The sequence below is a fragment of the Afipia sp. GAS231 genome, assembly GCF_900103365.1.
Classification (GTDB): Bacteria; Pseudomonadota; Alphaproteobacteria; order Rhizobiales; family Xanthobacteraceae; genus Bradyrhizobium.
On sequence record NZ_LT629703.1, the window covers coordinates 405,390 to 421,909 of the forward strand.

Below are 16,520 nucleotides of genomic sequence, written 5' to 3' on the forward strand. Positions count from 1 at the left end.
CATCGCTTGTTTCAGCCGGGCTGTCCGACCTGCAACGCCAGCTTGTCGCTGCCCCGCACGACGCGGCGTGCGGCCAGCCGTTCGGCCTGAAATACCGCCAGCGTCAACACAGCGATCGCGACCGCCTGATGCGTCAACGCGAGATCGATCGGCACCTGACGCAGCAGCGTGAGGATGCCGAGCGTGGCTTGCAGAACGATCGCCGCGACCAGCCACCAGGCCCCGGCGACGACGGCCGCCCCCGCCCGCGACCGCACGGTATCGACGGCGTGCAGGACCGCCAGCGCCAGCAGCGCGTAGGCGGTCATCCGATGCTCGAACTGCACGGTCAGCGTATTGTCGAACAGGTTGCGCCACCACGGCTCCTCGAACCACAGCCGCGCGGCGGACGGAATCAAGCTGCCATCGATATCGGGCCAGGTATTGTAGACCCGGCCGGCGCGAAGGCCGGCGACCAGCGCCCCGAAATAGAGCTGCACGAAGGTCAGCGCCAGCAGCACCATCGCCGTGATCTTCAGCCGCGACGGCGCGACCGATCGCGGCCGCTCGGACAATCGCCGCAGCGTCCAGACAACAGCGGCAAAGATCAGCAGCGCCAGCACCAGATGCGTCGCCAAACGATATTGCGAGACCTCGACCCGCTGCGACAGCCCCGAAGCCACCATCCACCAGCCGACCGCGCCCTGCAGCGCGCCGAGGCCGAAGATCAGCCACAACCGCCGCTTCAATTCGCCTCCGAGAACGCCGCGCCAGAGGAAGAACAGGAACGGCAGCAGATAGACCGCGCCGATCACGCGGCCGAGCAGCCGGTGGCTCCATTCCCACCAGAAGATGGTTTTGAACTCGGACAGATTCATGCCGGCGTTGAGTTCGCGGTATTGCGGGATCGCCTTGTAGCCTTCGAACGCCTGCGCCCACTGCGCGTCGTTAAGCGGCGGCAGCGTGCCGGTGACCGGTTTCCACTCCACGATCGACAATCCGGATTCGGTGAGCCGCGTGGCGCCGCCGACCAGCACCATGATCGCGATCAGGGCAGCGACCGACATCAGCCACCATCTGACAGCGCCAAGTTGCGGGGCCTGCTGTGCGGAATTACCGGTCATGGCGCGTGTTTTGTGGACCTGTCTGATGCTGCTTGATTGAATTGCCGCGCCCCTTATAGTCCGCCCCTTCCCGCGCGCAAGCCGCGCAAACCGCCACGAGCTTCACATATCCGCCATGACGATACGCACCCGCAAACTGTTCGGAACCATCGCCCTGCTGGTGCTGGTCGTGGTGTGGTCGCTAATGGGAATGACCATCGCGCAGACGCCTTGGCTGGCCAATTCGGGCCTGCTGCAGGCGATCTTCTACGTCGTGGCCGGCCTTGGATGGGTGTTGCCGGCGATGCCCATCATTAGCTGGATGTCGCGACCGGATCGCCAAACCTAAATCACAAAGTCTAAGTTGATTTGCTAGGCCAGGTTGTCTTTGGTCGGCGCGACGGGTGGAAACATTATTCCGGACAGGATGACGCGCATCATGCGCAGCGAGCGCTGTCGTCCGTCCCAGCCGACCCGTGGCAGCGCGTGCAGGTTGGTGTATCCCTTCGGCTCGACGACACCGGGAATGGCCGATACCGCGCTGGCAAAGCCTGTCTCCTGCACCATCTCCAGATGCTGCCGGCGCCAGGATTCGCGATCGCCGAACGGATAGGCGAAATGCCTGACATCGCGGCGAAACGCGGTCTCCGCGACCGCCTTGCCCATCGCGATTTCCCGCCTTGCGTCGGCATAGCCAAGGTTCGACAGCACCGGGTAATTCACCGTCGCGCTGCCGATCGTCACCAGCGGATCGGCAGCTAACCTGGCCAGATCGTCCCAGTCCATCGATGCACTGCGCGACAGCGTAGCGAGATCGACCGAATAGCGTTTGCAGAGGTCGTGGATGGCGAATGAAAGATCCGACGGCGGCAGCGTCCGCATCCAGCTTGCGAGAAATTCGAACGCGTCGTGCTTTTCCGAAGTGTGGTGTGTGGCGAAGCGCCGCTCCTTGCGGTCGATCACCAGGCTGATGCGGCTTTCGCGCGCGATCAGCTCTTCCAGCGCCAGCCACCACCTTTCGCCAAGCCCGTCGGGAAATGCGGTCGGCAGGTAGATGGCGAAGGGGGCGCCGTGTTTGGCAAGTACCGGATAGGCCGCCGTGATGACGTCCTTGTAGCCGCCGTCGAACGTGAGACAAGCAAACCGCCTCGGCTTCGACAGCGTGACCGCCCGCCGGCACACTTCGTCGAGCGGAACCAGATCGAATTTCCAGCGCTTCAGCGCCCGGATCGTCCGGTCGAGGAATTGCGGCGTAATTTCGTCTGCCCGATGCGGCTGGAACCGCTGCGACCGCCGCGGACGCACGCGCTCGAACCGCAGGATGACACCGGCGCCGCCGGTCTGCCGCTGCTTCAATCGCGCGTAGCCGCTGAAATATGCGAGCTCCATCCGGGCCCGCTGCAAAATCCCGATATCCGACACCAACGTCCGCCCCCAACCACGGCCGCGCGTGCCCCGGCACGACCGCATTGTTATTACTCTTTGTTGACATTTCCCTGCGAAGGTCAGGCAAAGCCGCAAATTGTAAACAGTTTCATATAACACGGGTTCCGCGATGACCATGGCTGCCGCGATTGACAACGGTACGGCGGATTCCAGTGCGTGGTCGAAGTCCGGCCGTATTGCTCACATCGATATCGTTCACGACCTCGCATCTGCCGAAACGGTCTGGCGCGGCCTCGAAAACGAGCAAACCTCCTTCACGCCCTATCAGCGCTTCGATTTCGTTGCCGCCTGGCAACGTCAGGTCGGCGAGCGCGAAGGCCTCGTTCCCTTCATCGTCATCGGCTACGACGCCGAACGCCGCCCGCTGCTGCTGCTGCCGCTCGCGCTCCGACACGCCTACGGCGCGCGCTGCGCCAGCTTCATGGGCGGCAAGCATTCGACCTTCAACATGGCGCTGTGGGACCGGGATTTCGCCGCGAGCGCGACGCAAACCGATCTCGAAGGCCTGATATCGGCGATCGCGCAGCGCGCCGAAGCGGACGTGTTTGCCTTGCATCAGCAGCCGCTGCGCTGGCGCGATCTGCCCAATCCGCTGGCGCTGTTGCCGCATCAGCCGTCGGCCAATGACTGTCCGTTGCTGAAGATGGAGCCGGGCGCGGCCCCCGCGACACTGGTCAGCAATTCCTTCCGGCGCCGCCTGAAAGGCAAGGAGCGCAAGCTGCAGTCCCTGCCCGGCTACCGCTACCATATCGCGTCAACCGAGGCCGACGTCACCCGGATGCTCGACTGGTTCTTCCGCGTCAAGCCGCAGCGGATGGCCGAACAGAAGCTGCCCAATGTGTTTGCCGATCCCGGCATCGAGGATTTCATCCGCAAGGCCTGCACCACACAGCTTCCGAGCGGCAAGCACGTCATCGACATCCACGCGCTCGAATGCGATGAGGAAGTGATCGCGATCTTCGCCGGCGTGGCCGACGGTCATCGCTTTTCGATGATGTTCAACACCTACACGATGTCAGCGAATGCCAAATTCAGCCCCGGCCTGATCCTGATGCGCGACATCATCGACCACTATGCCGGACAGGATTATCGCGCCCTGGATCTCGGGATCGGATCTGACGATTACAAGCGGCTGTTCTGCAAGGACGACGAACCGATCTTCGACAGCTTCATTGCGCTGAGCCAGCGCGGCAAGCTCGCCGCCGGCGTCATGTCGGGCCTCAACCGCACCAAGCGCCTGGTGAAGCACAATCCGGCACTGCTCGAGATGGCGCAAAAACTGCGCAACGCGTTCAGCTGACGATTCCAGAGAAACCGTAGGGTGGGTTAGGCGAAGCCGTAACCCACCATCTTCGTGCGGCGCATTCTATCGGTGGGTTACGCGTCGCTAACCCACCCTACGAAGCTGCTTACGCCGCGGCCACGTGCAGACCGGATTCGATAGCGTCCGAGAACTGAAACGGCTCGCTCAGCATCTTTACCTCAGCGAAGCCGACCGCCCGGAACTGATTGCACATCGCGGTGCGGGCATCCGGCGCCATCGAGGGATCGGGCACCACTACCGCGCAGGCCTGCGACGTCAGCAGTTCCGCCGGCAGATCGGAGCCGGTGCCGACGTCCAGCAACACGTGATCGTAAACCCGCAGCAGCGCATCGATGGTTAGCGTCAACCGCGGCGACTGAAGCTGCGCGCGGTCGAAGCCCGGACGCCCGGCGCTGACCAGATGCACCCGCGAGGACCGGTCCTTGGTGATGATCTGCGCGAACGATGCCTGGCCCTGCATCAACTCCGCGAGTCCAGGCGCAGTCGGATCGGCCGATGCCTCGGCAATCGTCGGCGTTACGCCGGCGAGATCGACGACGGCGATCTTCGCCTGCCGCGCCATCAACCGCGCCAGCGTCAGTGCGGTCAGCGTGATGCCCTCGCTCGGCGCCGTGCCGAGCACGGTCAGTTTTCGCGCGCTCCCGGCCTTACCGGCGAGATCGTCGGCCAACCGCTCGATTTCGTCGCTTGCCATCGCGATATCCGTGCGGGGAGCATCCGCACGGGGAGCGATCGGCATCGCCGCGGGTATCTCGAGGTCTTCGGCAGCCGAAGCCGGAACCAGCGAAGGCGCACGTATCGCCGCCGGCCAGGCTGCGAACGCGGCGGAGGCCCGCGGCGCGGTCATGCGCAGCAATTCGCCGGTGACGATCGCGCCACTGGTCAGCAGCAGGGTCGCCAGCGTCGCGATCAGCACGATCGGCAGCTTCTTCGGATAGGCCGGAATGTTGGAAACGGTCGCGCGGGAAATGATGCGGCCGTCGGCGGGTGCGGCCTCGATATTCTCGCGGGTGGTCGCCTCGCGATATTTGGCGAGATAGGATTCGAGAAGATCGCGCTGGGCCTTGGCTTCGCGCTCGAGCGCGCGGAGCTGGACATCCTGGCCGTTGTTCGAGGTGGCCTGCTTCTTCAACTGATCGAGGCTGGCGATCAGGCCATCGACCCTGCCGTTGGCAATATGGGAGTCATTTTCAAGCGAGCGGGAGACCTTGCCGGCCTCCTCGCGCAACTGCCGGTCGAGATCGGCCAGCTGCGCCTTCAATTCCTTGATCCGCGGATGCTGGTCGAGCAGCGTCGACGACTGTTCGGCGAGCTGCGCGCGCAGCGTCACCCGCTGCTCGGACAGACGGCGGATCAGTTCGGAATTCAACACCTCGGAAGCCTCGATCGGCTTGCCGCTCTGCAGCATGTCCTTGATCAGCCGCGCCTTGGACTCCGCGTCCGACTTCAGCGCGCGGGCATTGTTCAACTGCGTATTGATCTCGCCCATCTGCTGGTTCGACAGCGTGGTGTTGTTGGTGCCGACGAACAGGCTCGACTTCGAGCGAAAATCCTCGACGCGCGACTCGGCATCGGCCACCTTCTTGCGCAGGTTTTCGATTTCACCCGACAGCCATTGGCCGGCGGACTTCGCCTGCTCCTGCCGCGCGTTCTGCTGCAGCACCAGATAACCTTCAGCAATGGAGTTGGCGACACGCGCCGCAAGCTCCGGATCGCGCGACTGGAATTCGACGACGATGACGCGGGACTTGTCGACCGCGTAGGCCGTGAAGCGTTCGTAATAGGCGTCGAGCACGCGCTCTTCCGGCGTCATCGAGAACGGATCGCGTCCGATGCCGAACAAAGCCAGCACCGATTTCAGCGGCGAAAACCCCTGCAGCACCGGATCGAATTCCGGGCGTTCGGCAAGCTTGTTCTTGCGGATGATCTCGCGGGCCAGATCGCGCGACTGCAGCAACTGGACCTGGCTGGTCACGGCCTCGGCGTCCAAGCCGCCGCGTTGCTCATCGTTGCGCTCGCCATTCGGCCGCAGGAAAACGTTCTCGCGCCCATCGACCAGGATGCGGGCTTCGGATTTGTACCGGGGGGTGATCATGTTGACGGCGGTGATCGACAGGATCGCCGCCAGCACCGTGGGGACGATGATCCAGCCTCGCTTGCGCTTCAGCGCCTGACCGAGCGCATGCAGGTCGAGATCGCCGGTTTCGGAGGCTGCGACCGGCATGGCGACAGGTGCGGGCTTCGAGACCACCCGCTGCACCACTGTCTTGTCCTTGCCGGCACGCCAGAACGCTAAACGCATCGCACACTCCCGCGAACGCAACTGCTCAACTGAACGGGGCCGATTACACTCCATTAAGGTTGCTGCCGGGTTAATCTGCCCGTTTACAGGCTAGATAAGGGCTGGTCGCGGGCGTCCGGTCATGTTTTGTTAACCATGGACGCCCTTAATCGGGCAGATTATTTCTTGGGATTCTCGTGATGCGCGGCGCGCTCGTTCCTAACCACAGCCCGGTTGCTGCGCCCGCCCTCGCGGGCCGCTGGCGCTGACCATGACTGTCGTCGAAGGCCAGCCGCTTCGTATCCTGCACGCGACGCGTGCCCCGGTGGGTGGGATCTTTCGTCATATCCTGGATCTGGCCAACGGCCAGGCTGATCGCGGGCATCATGTCGGCATCATCGCCGACAGCCTGACCGGCGGCGAACGCGCCGAGCAGGCCTTCGCGGAAATCGCCCCTCGCCTCAAGCTTGGCGTTCATCGCCTTCCCATACGCCGTGAGCCGCTCCCGACCGACTTCCTGGTATGGGCGCGGTTCCAGCGCCTGATCCGGCAATTGAAGCCGGACGCCCTGCATGGTCACGGCGCCAAGGCCGGCGCCTTCATTCGCCTGAGGACCGGCTCGAATGACACCATCAGGGTTTACACACCGCACGGCGGCTCGCTGCATTTTCCGCAGACGACGCTGAAGGGAAATCTGTACGGCCGCGTCGAACGCGCGCTGATGGACAAGACCGACCTGTTCCTGTTTGAAAGCGCGTTCGCGCGCGACACCTATCAGCGCACCATCGGCACCCCGAAGGGGCTGGTGCGCTGCGTGTTCAACGGCGTCACCGCCAACGAGTTCGATCCGATCGTCAAGGCGGGGGATGCCACCGACGTGGTCTATGTCGGCGAGTTCCGGCACATCAAGGGCACCGACCTCTTGATCGATGCGGTGGCACGGCTGCGCGCCGACGGTCGGCCGGTGACCCTGACGCTTGCCGGCGACGGCGAGGAAACGGCCAACCTGAAGGCACAGGTCGAGCGGCTCGGCCTCGGCGAGGCGGTGCGGTTCGTCGGCCACGTCAAGGCGCGCTACGGCTTCTCCAAAGGCGCGCTGCTGGTGGTTCCCTCGCGCGGCGATTCCATGCCCTATGTCGTGATCGAGGCAGCCGCCGCGGGCATTCCGATGGTTGCCGCCAATGTCGGCGGCATTCCCGAGATCTTCGGTCATGATCATGCCGACGCCTTGTTTGCGCCCGGGCTGGCTTCCGCGATGGCTGACGCCATCGAAGGCGCACTCGACGATCTCGACGCCGCGCAGGCGCGCGCCAAATCGCTGCGCGAACGAATCTTCCTGCACTTCTCGCAAAAGGCGATGGTCGAAGGCGTGCTGGCCGGCTACCGCGACGCGTTTGCCAATCGTTAACCGTTCTTTACCAACGTAACTGTTTCTTCCGATTTGTCCCGTATGCCGTGATGTGGGGAATTCCGCATCGGCAGGCGCATTCCTATTTGCCTGCTTAAGAACGGACGTGGACCAGTGGAACCGATTAACGCTCGCTCGATGATCAATGCCGCAGCGACGGCCGCGATGGACGGCACCGCCGATCGCCCGCCGGTGGAGCGGCGCCGCAGGTTGACTGCCGCAGCCCTTGCCGTCGCCAGTCAAAAGGTCGGACGTGCCTACTCGCCGATCGTGATTGCAGGCGCGGTGCGGCTCGTCGATTTCGTCATGCTGAGCCTGATCGGCATGGCACTCTATTTCGGCTATGTCGTCCGCCTCGGCGTCTTCCACTGGGAATACGCCGCCGCGATCTTAGCCATGACGGCAACCGCCGTGATCTGCTTCCAGGCCGCCGACATCTACGACGTCGACGTGTTCCGCGGCCAGCTCCGGCAGATGACCCGGATGGTTTCATCCTGGGCGTTCGTATTCCTGCTGTTCATCGGCGCTTCCTTCCTCGTCAAGCTCGGCAGCGAGATTTCGCGACTCTGGCTGACGGCGTTCTTCTTCGTTGGCCTCGCAGCACTGGTGACCGAGCGCCTGATCCTGCGCTCGCTGGTGCGCGACTGGGCGCGTCAGGGCCGGCTCGATCGCCGCACCATCGTGGTCGGCGCCGACCAGAATGGCGAGACGCTCGTCAAGGCGCTCAAGGTCCAGGAAGACTCCGACATCCACATGCTCGGCGTGTTCGACGACCGCAACGACGACCGTGCGATGGATACCTGCGGCGGCACTCCGAAGCTCGGCAAGGTCGATGACATCGTCGAATTCGCCCGCCGCACCCGCGTCGATCTCGTGCTGTTCGCGCTGCCGATCTCCGCGGAGACGCGGATTCTGGAGATGCTGAAGAAGCTGTGGGTGCTGCCGGTCGATATCCGGCTTTCGGCCCACACCAACAAGCTGCGCTTCCGTCCCCGCTCCTATTCCTATCTCGGTGAGGTGCCGACGCTCGACGTGTTCGAGGCGCCGATCACCGACTGGGACCTGGTGATGAAGTGGCTGTTCGACCACGTCGTCGGCTTCCTGATCCTGCTCGCCGCACTGCCGGTGATGGGACTGGTCGGGCTCGCGATCAAGCTCGACAGCCCCGGCCCGGTGCTGTTCCGCCAGAAGCGGTTCGGCTTCAACAACGAGCGCATCGACGTCTTCAAGTTTCGCTCGCTCTATCACCATCAGGCCGATCCGACCGCCGCCAAGGTCGTGACCAAGGATGATCCGCGCGTCACCCGCGTCGGACGCTTCATCCGCAAGACCAGCCTCGACGAATTGCCGCAGCTGTTCAACGTCGTGTTCAAGAACAACCTCTCGCTGGTCGGCCCGCGCCCGCACGCCGTGCAGGGCAAATTGCAGAGCCGGCTGTTCGACGAGGCCGTCGACGGCTATTTCGCGCGCCACCGCGTCAAGCCCGGCATCACCGGCTGGGCGCAGATCAACGGCTGGCGCGGTGAAGTCGATACCGACGAGAAGATCCAGAAGCGCGTCGAATTCGACCTCTATTACATCGAGAACTGGTCGGTGCTGTTCGATCTCTTCATTCTGCTGAAGACGCCGATCGCGTTGATGACGAAGAACGAGAACGCGTATTAAATTAAGGCCTCGTCATTGCGAGGAGCGTAGCGACGAAGCAATCCATCCATCCGCGCAAAGAAAGTCTGGATTGCTTCGCTTCGCTCGCAATGACGACATAGTAATTCTGCGTTGCGTGAGTATGTGATGGCGTATGCGGCGACAGCCGGAGGCTCCCTACCAGCGATGACGGCGGCGCCCGGCGTGCTCGCCCTTCAGCGCGCGCTGGTGTGGCTGGTCGGCGCCTGCGGCGCCATCGTCTTCATCGAACCGAGTCCCTACGAACTTGCCACCCTCGCCGCCTCGCTGATCTTCTTTGCAACCGGCTTGCGGATGCGGCTGGTGTTCATCCCGCTGCTGCTGAGCCTGGTCCTGCTCAATGTCGGCTACACCATCGGCGCCATCCCCTTCCTCGACAAAAGCGAGGTGGCGAACTGGATCGCGACGTCCTGGTACATGGCCGTCACCGTGATTTTTTTCGCGATGGTGATCTCCGAAGACACCGAAGCCCGGCTCAACATGCTGCGGCGCGGTCTGGTCGTGGGCGCGATGATCGCATCGCTGGCGGCGCTCGGCGGCTATTTCAACCTCGTCCCCGGCGGGCATGACCTGCTGACGCTGTATGAACGCGCCCGCGGCACCTTCAAGGACCCCAACGTGCTCGGCGCGTTCCTGATCCTGCCGGCGCTGTTCTGCCTGCAAAGCGTCGTCTCGGATAAACTCCTGAAGTCGTTCCGCAACACCATCGCATTCGGCATCATGTCTCTGGCGATCCTGCTGGCGTTCTCGCGCGCGGCCTGGGGCGGGCTGATCCTGACGTCCGGATTCATGCTGGCGCTGATGGTGCTGACCAGCCGCTCGCACGCGCAGCGCTCGCGCATCATCGTGATGGCGCTGGTGGCCGTGATCCTGGCGGTGGCGCTGGTCGCGGTGCTGCTGTCGTTCGATTCGATCGCCGAGATGTTCAAGCAGCGCGCCAGCTTCGATCAGAGCTATGACGAGGGCCGCTTCGGCCGGTTCGGCCGCCATATCCTCGGCGCCGACATGGCGCTCGATCTGCCGTTCGGGATCGGGCCGCTGCAGTTCCACAATTACTTTCCCGAAGACACCCACAACTCCTATCTGAACGCCTTCATGTCGGGGGGCTGGATCTCCGGCATCTGCTATCCGGCGCTGGTGTTCGTCACCGCGCTCACCGGGTTCCGCTACGTCTTCACCCCTGCACCCTGGCAGCGGACATATCTCGCGATCTTCTCGGCCTATCTCGGCACCGTCGGCGAAAGCTTCATCATCGATACCGACCACTGGCGGCATTTCTGGATGATGCTGGGCGCGATGTGGGGCATATATGTCGCCGCCGAGCGCTGGAAGGCGAACGCCGCCTCGGCACGCGTGAGTGCTTCCTAGCCGCGTTTGCCCTTCCCCTTGGGCTTTTCTTTCGCGGGCTGATCGACCATCGCCTTGAGCTCCTCGGTCACATCAAGCATGGTCATGTAGCCCTGCGTCATGAAGCGCAACAGCAGTTTCAGCTCGGCGTCGGTATAGCTCTCCCAGTCCCTTAGCACCGCCCGCTGCAACGGCTCGTAGAAGCGTCCGATCTTCGCGACGTTCTCCGGCACGATCGCAATGAAGACCTTGCGGCGGTCGTTATCGTCGCGCTCGCGGCGCACGAAGCCGGCCTTCTCCAGCCGGTCCACCATGCCGGTGATGGCGCCGGTGGTGAGGCCGGTCAATTCGGCGAGCCGCCCTGCCGTCACCCGCTGTTCGATGTTGAGAAAATCGAGGCATTCGAGGTCGGAACTCGACATGCCGATTTTGTTGGCGACGGTCTGCCCGAAGATCACGCCGAGCGCGGAGGATTTCCGCACCGCGTGTTCCAGTTCCTGCAGCAGCGCAGCCCGCGCTTTCGGTCTTGACAAAGTCGGCCTCATATCTTAGTTCGCATATATCTTAGTTACTAAGATGATTAGCGACTATACGTTCCTATCACTTCACGGATGCATGGAGCAAGGCATGACGAGACCACAAAAGGCCCTGATCATCGGCGGCGGCATCGCCGGTCCGGTCACCGCGATCTTCCTGAAGAAGGCCGGCCTCGATGCCGAGGTGTTCGAGGCCTGGCCCTACGCCACCGGCATCGGCGGCGGCCTGCAGATCGCGCCGAACGGCATGCATGTGCTGGCCGAGATTGGCCTCGCCGACGACATGATCCGGCGCGGATCGATCGCCGAGTCCTTCGAGTTCCATTCGCAATCCGGCGCCCGGCTCGGTTCGATCAATCACAACATGAAACAACGTTTCGGCCAGCCCGCGGTGAACATGTGCCGTGCCACGCTGAACGAAGCGCTGATCAACAAGGCCTGGTGCGAGAATGTCGAACTGCGGTTCGAGAAGCGGCTGGTGGCCATCGAGGACCGCGCTGACAAGCCCATCGTCGCGCATTTCGCCGACGGATCCAGCGCCGAAGGCGACTTTGTGATCGGCGCCGACGGCGTGCATTCGGCCGTGCGCGGCCACGTAATCCCTGACGGCCCGAAGCCGTTCGACACCGGCCTGATCGGCTTCGGCGGCTTCGTCGCACGCTCGGTGATCGCAGGCGCGCCGATCGGCCAGCGCGTCGCCACGACGTTCGGACAAAGCGGCTTCTTCGGCTATGGGGTTTGCAGTCCCGATTCAGATGACAATGTCATGTGGTGGAGCACGCAGCCGGCGCATGGCGTCGACGCAGCGGCCTATCGCGCCATGAGCCAGGATGCGATCCGGCGGCACCTGCTCGATTTCCACGCCGGCTGGCACGATCCGATTCCGCGCATTCTGCGAGCCGCGGAGAACATCGTGGTAACGCCGACGCTCGATGTCGCGACCTTGCCGACCTGGTCGCGCAAGCGCACGCTGCTGATCGGAGACGCCGCCCACGCCACCAGCCCGCATGCCGGCCAGGGCGCGTCGCTGGCGCTGGAAGACGCCATGCGGCTCGGCCGGCTGATGCAGGACCGGCAGGAATTGTCCCTGACCTTCCAGAATTTCGAACAGGAGCGCCGCCCGCGCGCCGAACGCGTCGTCGCGCTGGCTCGCCGCAACGGCAACAACAAGCGCGAATTCAGCGCCACCGGCGCCTGGATCCGCGACCACATGATGAAAGTCCTGCTGCCGCTCGGTGAGCGCAGCATGAGCTGGATGTACGCTTATGATCCCCGCGCCGCTTAGCGGTCGCGCCGCGCGGTGGCATAGCAGCCGTCGCGCCGCGCGGCGTTACAGTCCTTACTGCTCGACCTCAAACGTAAGGCCGGCATTGTCCACGAGCCGCTTGATCAGCTGGTGACCCATCGCGGCACCCGGCGTCCAGAATCCGGCGGAAACGTCCGGCGTGTCGCGCAACAGGCAGATCGCGCATTCCGAGATCATCTTGGAGGTCGAGCCATAACCGGGATCGCGATCGCCCTTCACGGCGGCGCGCACCTGACGGCCATCGGGCGCGGTCGCGACGTACAGGAGATCATAACCGCCGTTCTCCCGCTCCTCCTTTGACGGCCCCTCACCCGGCTTCGGCGCCGCCGGACCGGTTTTCCCGGCATTGACGGCCATCACCTTCCTGGCATTGGCCTCGCCTTTTTCGCCGGGACCGGTCAGGACCATTTCGTCGTAGACGAAATCCTTGCCGTACGGAAAGCCCATCAGCATGTTGGAGCGGTGAACGTTGCGGGTGTTGATCAGCGCCATCATGAACGGCGCGGCCCATGATTGCAGGTCCTCTTCGAGGAAAGGCTTGCTGCCGGGGGGCTGTTTCGGGCCTTCAAATCCCGGTGTCAGTGCGAAAGGGCTCTTCAGCAGAGCGACGAGGCTGAGGTCCTTGGCGACAGCGTCGAAGGTCGCCTTGGCGCTCGCCGCCGTGCCGCCGGACAGCGTGCCGCGCATGTCGCGCACACGGCCCCTGACGCGCAAGGCCGGCGCACCGAACACCCGCTTCGCCTCCTCCTGCACGAAGAAGGCCCCGAGCTCGAACGGCACCGAATCGAAGCCGCAGGAGAACACGATGCGCGCGCCACTGGCCTTGGCGGCGGCTTCATGCTTGTCGATCATCTGCCGCATCCACAACGGCTCGCCGCAGAGATCGAAATAATCGACCCCGGCCTCGACGCAGGCTGCCAGCACATCGTTGCCGTAGTACTGATACGGACCGACAGTTGTAATCACGGCTTTGGCTTGCGCGACCATCGCCTTCAGCGACGCGGGATCACTGGCATCGGCCACGATCAGCGGCGTATCAGCCGGCGCGCCGATCGCGTCGCGAACGGTAGCGAGCTTGTCCTTGCTGCGCCCGGCCATCGCCCATTTCAGGCCGGCATCACCCTTGTACTGCGCAGCCAGATATTCGGCGACGAGCTGTCCGGTGAACCCGGTGGCGCCATAGACGATGATGTCGAATTTCGACGAAGGCATAGAAAAGATTCCTCACAGTTTGGCTTATGCTGCCAGTAGATCATTCTCCGTCATTGCAAGGAGCCACCGGGTCCGGCCTTCGGCCGGCCCGATGATAAACTCCGCGACGAAGCAATCCATTCTTTCTTTGCGTGGCAAGATGGATTGCTTCGCGGAGCCTGTCATCGGGCCGGCCGGAGGCCGGACCCGTTGGCTCGCAATGACGGTTTAGGCCTCGGTTCGCAACGGCTACTTCTTCGCGTAGGACACGCCCATGCCGGCGCGCACGTCGGCCTGAATACCATAGGGTGCGATCGGATAGCGCAGGCCGTTTTTGGCAAGCTGCTTCATGCCAATAATGGCCTTGTTGAGATGCGAAGGCGACAGCGCCATCAGCATCTCCTCATCAGGCACGCCGCCGTAGCGGCGCTCGGCAAAACACGGCAGCGACAGCGAGGGCTCGCCGGTCTTCAGTGCCCTGCCCCATGAATCGGCGCAAGCGGTCTCGCCGACCACGCCCCATTCGAACTTCTTGTAGCCGGTATATTGCAGTCCGTTGATCAGGATGATCATCTGGCCGGGCGTGGCGTAGACGAGGCAGATATCCGGCGGATCGAGCCGGCCGCTGGTGAGCGGGCTCACCGCCATCGCCTGATACCGGCCGTACGGCACGACATCGAGCGCTTCCTGGCGCTTGCGCGCGTCCTCGGCGGTACCATGCCAGACGCCGACGTAATTTTCACCGGCGAGCCATTTGTCGTCCTGCGGCGCCAGACCGATCACGGCGCGGCACTGCGCGCCGACCAGATCCTCGCCGGTGATGCCGACGGTCCAGCCGAGCCGCGAGGCCATGCTGACGATCTGATCGGTGGTGTGCACCGCCGACGGTCGCCGGATTTTCGGGATCGCCGTCATTTCGTCTGTCGTGGCGAACATCTTGATGCCGATCACGGTCGTCTTCAGCCGCAGCAGGCTGTTGAGATCGGCTACCATGGCGGCCAGATCCAGCGCTTCCGGCGGCGATTGCTGTTGCATGGCGTAGGCTCCCAAATCGGCGCTGAACGCGCGCTTGTCGCGGTTATACAGTGCTTTTAGTTCGGGACCGGCCCGGGAAGCAACTCGTCGATCTTGCCGGTGGCCCGGTAGGCGATCAGCCCCATCCATTCCCGCATTCCGGTATCGCTTCGCCACAATCCCTCGAGCGCCAGGTTCGAAAACGTGAACAGGCCGTCACGCCCGGCGACGCGCCAGTCGACCGGATAGGCCTCGACCGGAAATCCGGCCTTGCGAAACAGCCCGACCGATCGCGGCATGTGGTACGCCGACGTCACCAGCAGCCATCGCTCGCCGGGCTTGGGGGCAACCAGTGCTTTCGAGAACTCGGCATTTTCCAGCGTGTTGCGCGAACGCCGTTCCATGATCAGCCGCGATTTGGCGATGCCGAGACCTTCGAACACTTCGCCGGCAAAATCAGCTTCCCTGGCATCGTTCGAAAGCAGATTTGCGCTGCCGCCCGAGAACACGACGCGTGCATTCGGATAGCGGTGCGCCAGCGCCGCGGCGGCAATGATGCGATCCGGCGCGCTGCGCACCACCGGCGTGCCGTGCGCGGCGGAAATATCCGCCTCGATCGATGCGCCGAGCACGATGATGCCGTCAGGCGCGCCGCGCGCCGGATCCCACCGCGGAAAGCGCGATTCCAGGGAATAGAGCAGCAGGTTGCCAAGCGGCGACAGCCCGCAGACCACGAGCAGCAACACCGCCGTCACGACAAGCTTGCGGCCGAGCGACGCAAAGCGCGTCAGCAGCAGAATGGCGCCGACCAAGCCGAGGCCGATCAGGAAATTGGTCGGCATCAGTATGAAGCCGATGGTCTTGGAGAGTACAAAAAACAAGGGAAGCCTCTGGCATTGTCTGGTACAGCGTCATACGACGTCATCGCCGCAACCTAAAGCCTTCTCATGACACATCATCACCTGCATTCCAGTCCCGAAACCTGCCACTGGGGTTTTTTCGAAGCGAAATTGAAGCCGGTGTTGACCATCGCCAGCGGCGATGAGGTGACGGTCGATACCGTGAGCGGCGGCCCGGACGTGGTGCCGGACCGCGGCAAATTCCACGTTCCGCCGGAGCTTGCCGATATTCACGCCCGCAATGAGCGGATGGTGCCGGGCCATATCCTGACCGGCCCGATTGCGGTCGAGGGCGCCGCGCCCGGCGACGTGCTGGAAGTCGATATTCTCGACGTCCAGCTGCGGCAGGACTGGGGCTACAATTTGATCCGCCCGCTGGCCGGCACCCTGCCCGACGACTTTCACGAGACGCGGCTGCTCAACATTCCGCTCGACCGCGAGCGGATGGTCGGCCGCATGCCGTGGGGGCTCGATCTGCCGCTGGCGCCGTTTTTTGGCGTGATGGGCGTATCGCCGCCACCGGCCTGGGGCCGCATCACCTCGCTGATCCCGCGCGCGATGGGCGGCAATCTCGACAACAAGGAGCTCGGCGCCGGCGCCAAACTGTATTTGCCGGTGTTCGTGCCGGGCGCGCTGTTTTCCTGCGGCGACGGTCATGGCGTGCAGGGCGATGGCGAAGTCTGCGTCACCGCGATCGAAACCGCCCTCCAGGGCCGCTTCCGCCTGACGCTGCGCAAGGATCTGCGGCTGGACTATCCCCGCGCCGAGACGTCAACGCATTACATGACGATGGCCATGGATCCCGATCTCGACCAATGCGTGGTGCGCGCGCTGCGCGACATGATCGTGCTGCTCGGCGAAAAGCGCAATCTGTCGCGGGAGGACGCCTACACGCTCTGCAGCTTAGCTGCCGACTTGCGCGTGACGCAAACCGTCAACGGCTCCAAGGGCATTCACTGCATGATCGCGAAGACAGTCGTGCACGGATAGCACTCTTGTGCTG

14 protein-coding genes are annotated in these 16,520 nt (G+C 63.7%); 7 read left to right on the top strand and 7 right to left on the bottom strand.

The window, feature by feature from the left end; genetic code table 11:
• Positions 1–11 precede the first annotated feature (11 nt).
• Positions 12–1,103 carry a COX15/CtaA family protein gene (locus BLS26_RS01890; RefSeq protein WP_092507927.1) on the bottom strand — a complete coding sequence of 364 codons (1,092 nt, stop codon included), beginning with the start codon at positions 1,101–1,103 and terminating at the stop codon, positions 12–14.
• 115 nt (positions 1,104–1,218) lie between these two features.
• Here BLS26_RS01890 and BLS26_RS01895 point away from each other — a divergent pair, with 115 nt between their 5' ends.
• Positions 1,219–1,431, top strand: coding sequence for a DUF2842 domain-containing protein (locus tag BLS26_RS01895; protein ID WP_092507929.1), 213 nt, complete (start codon positions 1,219–1,221; stop codon positions 1,429–1,431).
• Positions 1,432–1,454: 23 nt separating this feature from the next.
• On the opposite strand, the gene BLS26_RS01900 is transcribed toward BLS26_RS01895, so the two are convergent.
• Entirely contained in the window at positions 1,455–2,507 is a 1,053-nt protein-coding gene (locus tag BLS26_RS01900) for a polysaccharide deacetylase family protein (protein WP_371360753.1), read from the bottom strand.
• A gap of 130 nt (positions 2,508–2,637) precedes the next feature.
• Between BLS26_RS01900 and BLS26_RS01905 the strand changes: the two genes are divergently transcribed.
• Positions 2,638–3,828, top strand: a complete 1,191-nt coding sequence (locus BLS26_RS01905; protein ID WP_092507933.1) for a GNAT family N-acetyltransferase — start codon at positions 2,638–2,640, stop codon at positions 3,826–3,828.
• A 109-nt stretch (positions 3,829–3,937) separates the two neighbouring features.
• On the opposite strand, the gene BLS26_RS01910 is transcribed toward BLS26_RS01905, so the two are convergent.
• On the bottom strand, positions 3,938–6,154 hold the full coding sequence (locus tag BLS26_RS01910; RefSeq protein ID WP_092507935.1) for an exopolysaccharide transport family protein: 2,217 nt from the start codon (positions 6,152–6,154) through the stop codon (positions 3,938–3,940).
• A gap of 250 nt (positions 6,155–6,404) precedes the next feature.
• Here BLS26_RS01910 and BLS26_RS01915 point away from each other — a divergent pair, with 250 nt between their 5' ends.
• The 3 genes from BLS26_RS01915 (at position 6,405) to BLS26_RS01925 (ending at position 10,592) form a co-directional block, all read left to right on the top strand.
• The gene (locus BLS26_RS01915) at positions 6,405–7,541 is read left to right on the top strand and encodes a glycosyltransferase family 4 protein (protein ID WP_092507937.1); all 1,137 of its coding nucleotides are present in this window, start codon (positions 6,405–6,407) and stop codon (positions 7,539–7,541) included.
• 114 nt (positions 7,542–7,655) lie between these two features.
• A complete protein-coding gene (locus tag BLS26_RS01920; RefSeq protein ID WP_172804523.1) occupies positions 7,656–9,206 on the top strand; it encodes an undecaprenyl-phosphate glucose phosphotransferase in 1,551 nt (516 codons plus the stop codon).
• A 126-nt stretch (positions 9,207–9,332) separates the two neighbouring features.
• Positions 9,333–10,592, top strand: a complete 1,260-nt coding sequence (locus tag BLS26_RS01925) for an O-antigen ligase (protein WP_172804524.1) — start codon at positions 9,333–9,335, stop codon at positions 10,590–10,592.
• Here the strand turns inward: BLS26_RS01925 and BLS26_RS01930 are convergent.
• Positions 10,589–11,104, bottom strand: a complete 516-nt coding sequence (locus BLS26_RS01930; protein ID WP_244541814.1) for a MarR family winged helix-turn-helix transcriptional regulator — start codon at positions 11,102–11,104, stop codon at positions 10,589–10,591. The genes BLS26_RS01925 and BLS26_RS01930 overlap by 4 nt on opposite strands.
• Before the next feature lie 94 nt (positions 11,105–11,198).
• On the opposite strand from BLS26_RS01930, the gene BLS26_RS01935 reads away from it, so the two are divergent.
• Positions 11,199–12,392 carry an NAD(P)/FAD-dependent oxidoreductase gene (locus BLS26_RS01935; protein WP_092517520.1) on the top strand — a complete coding sequence of 398 codons (1,194 nt, stop codon included), beginning with the start codon at positions 11,199–11,201 and terminating at the stop codon, positions 12,390–12,392.
• Positions 12,393–12,446: 54 nt separating this feature from the next.
• Here BLS26_RS01935 and BLS26_RS01940 read toward each other — a convergent pair whose 3' ends face one another.
• The 3 genes from BLS26_RS01940 to BLS26_RS01950 all read right to left on the bottom strand — a co-directional run bounded on the left by BLS26_RS01940 (position 12,447) and on the right by BLS26_RS01950 (position 15,499).
• Complete coding sequence (locus tag BLS26_RS01940) at positions 12,447–13,625, bottom strand: trans-acting enoyl reductase family protein (protein ID WP_092507945.1); 1,179 nt, start codon at positions 13,623–13,625, stop codon at positions 12,447–12,449.
• 228 nt (positions 13,626–13,853) lie between these two features.
• The gene (locus BLS26_RS01945) at positions 13,854–14,639 is read right to left on the bottom strand and encodes a DUF169 domain-containing protein (protein WP_092507947.1); all 786 of its coding nucleotides are present in this window, start codon (positions 14,637–14,639) and stop codon (positions 13,854–13,856) included.
• Between the two features lie 56 nt (positions 14,640–14,695).
• Positions 14,696–15,499, bottom strand: a complete 804-nt coding sequence (locus BLS26_RS01950; protein ID WP_092507949.1) for a YdcF family protein — start codon at positions 15,497–15,499, stop codon at positions 14,696–14,698.
• Positions 15,500–15,565: 66 nt separating this feature from the next.
• Here BLS26_RS01950 and BLS26_RS01955 point away from each other — a divergent pair, with 66 nt between their 5' ends.
• Positions 15,566–16,507: an acetamidase/formamidase family protein gene (locus tag BLS26_RS01955; protein WP_092507951.1), complete on the top strand. Its 942-nt coding sequence runs from the start codon at positions 15,566–15,568 to the stop codon at positions 16,505–16,507.
• Positions 16,508–16,520: the final 13 nt, after the last annotated feature.

Excerpts from the sequence above, each read along its gene's own strand:
- BLS26_RS01925 (WP_172804524.1), top strand. The coding sequence starts at position 9,333 with ATGGCGTATGCGGCGACAGCCGGAGGCTCCCTACCAGCGATGACGGCG.
- BLS26_RS01940 (WP_092507945.1), bottom strand. The coding sequence starts at position 13,625 with ATGCCTTCGTCGAAATTCGACATCATCGTCTATGGCGCCACCGGGTTC.
- BLS26_RS01890 (WP_092507927.1), bottom strand. The coding sequence starts at position 1,103 with ATGACCGGTAATTCCGCACAGCAGGCCCCGCAACTTGGCGCTGTCAGA.
- BLS26_RS01935 (WP_092517520.1), top strand. The coding sequence starts at position 11,199 with ATGACGAGACCACAAAAGGCCCTGATCATCGGCGGCGGCATCGCCGGT.
- BLS26_RS01915 (WP_092507937.1), top strand. The coding sequence starts at position 6,405 with ATGACTGTCGTCGAAGGCCAGCCGCTTCGTATCCTGCACGCGACGCGT.
- BLS26_RS01910 (WP_092507935.1), bottom strand. The coding sequence starts at position 6,154 with ATGCGTTTAGCGTTCTGGCGTGCCGGCAAGGACAAGACAGTGGTGCAG.
- BLS26_RS01955 (WP_092507951.1), top strand. The coding sequence starts at position 15,566 with ATGACACATCATCACCTGCATTCCAGTCCCGAAACCTGCCACTGGGGT.
- BLS26_RS01905 (WP_092507933.1), top strand. The coding sequence starts at position 2,638 with ATGACCATGGCTGCCGCGATTGACAACGGTACGGCGGATTCCAGTGCG.
- BLS26_RS01945 (WP_092507947.1), bottom strand. The coding sequence starts at position 14,639 with ATGCAACAGCAATCGCCGCCGGAAGCGCTGGATCTGGCCGCCATGGTA.
- BLS26_RS01895 (WP_092507929.1), top strand. The coding sequence starts at position 1,219 with ATGACGATACGCACCCGCAAACTGTTCGGAACCATCGCCCTGCTGGTG.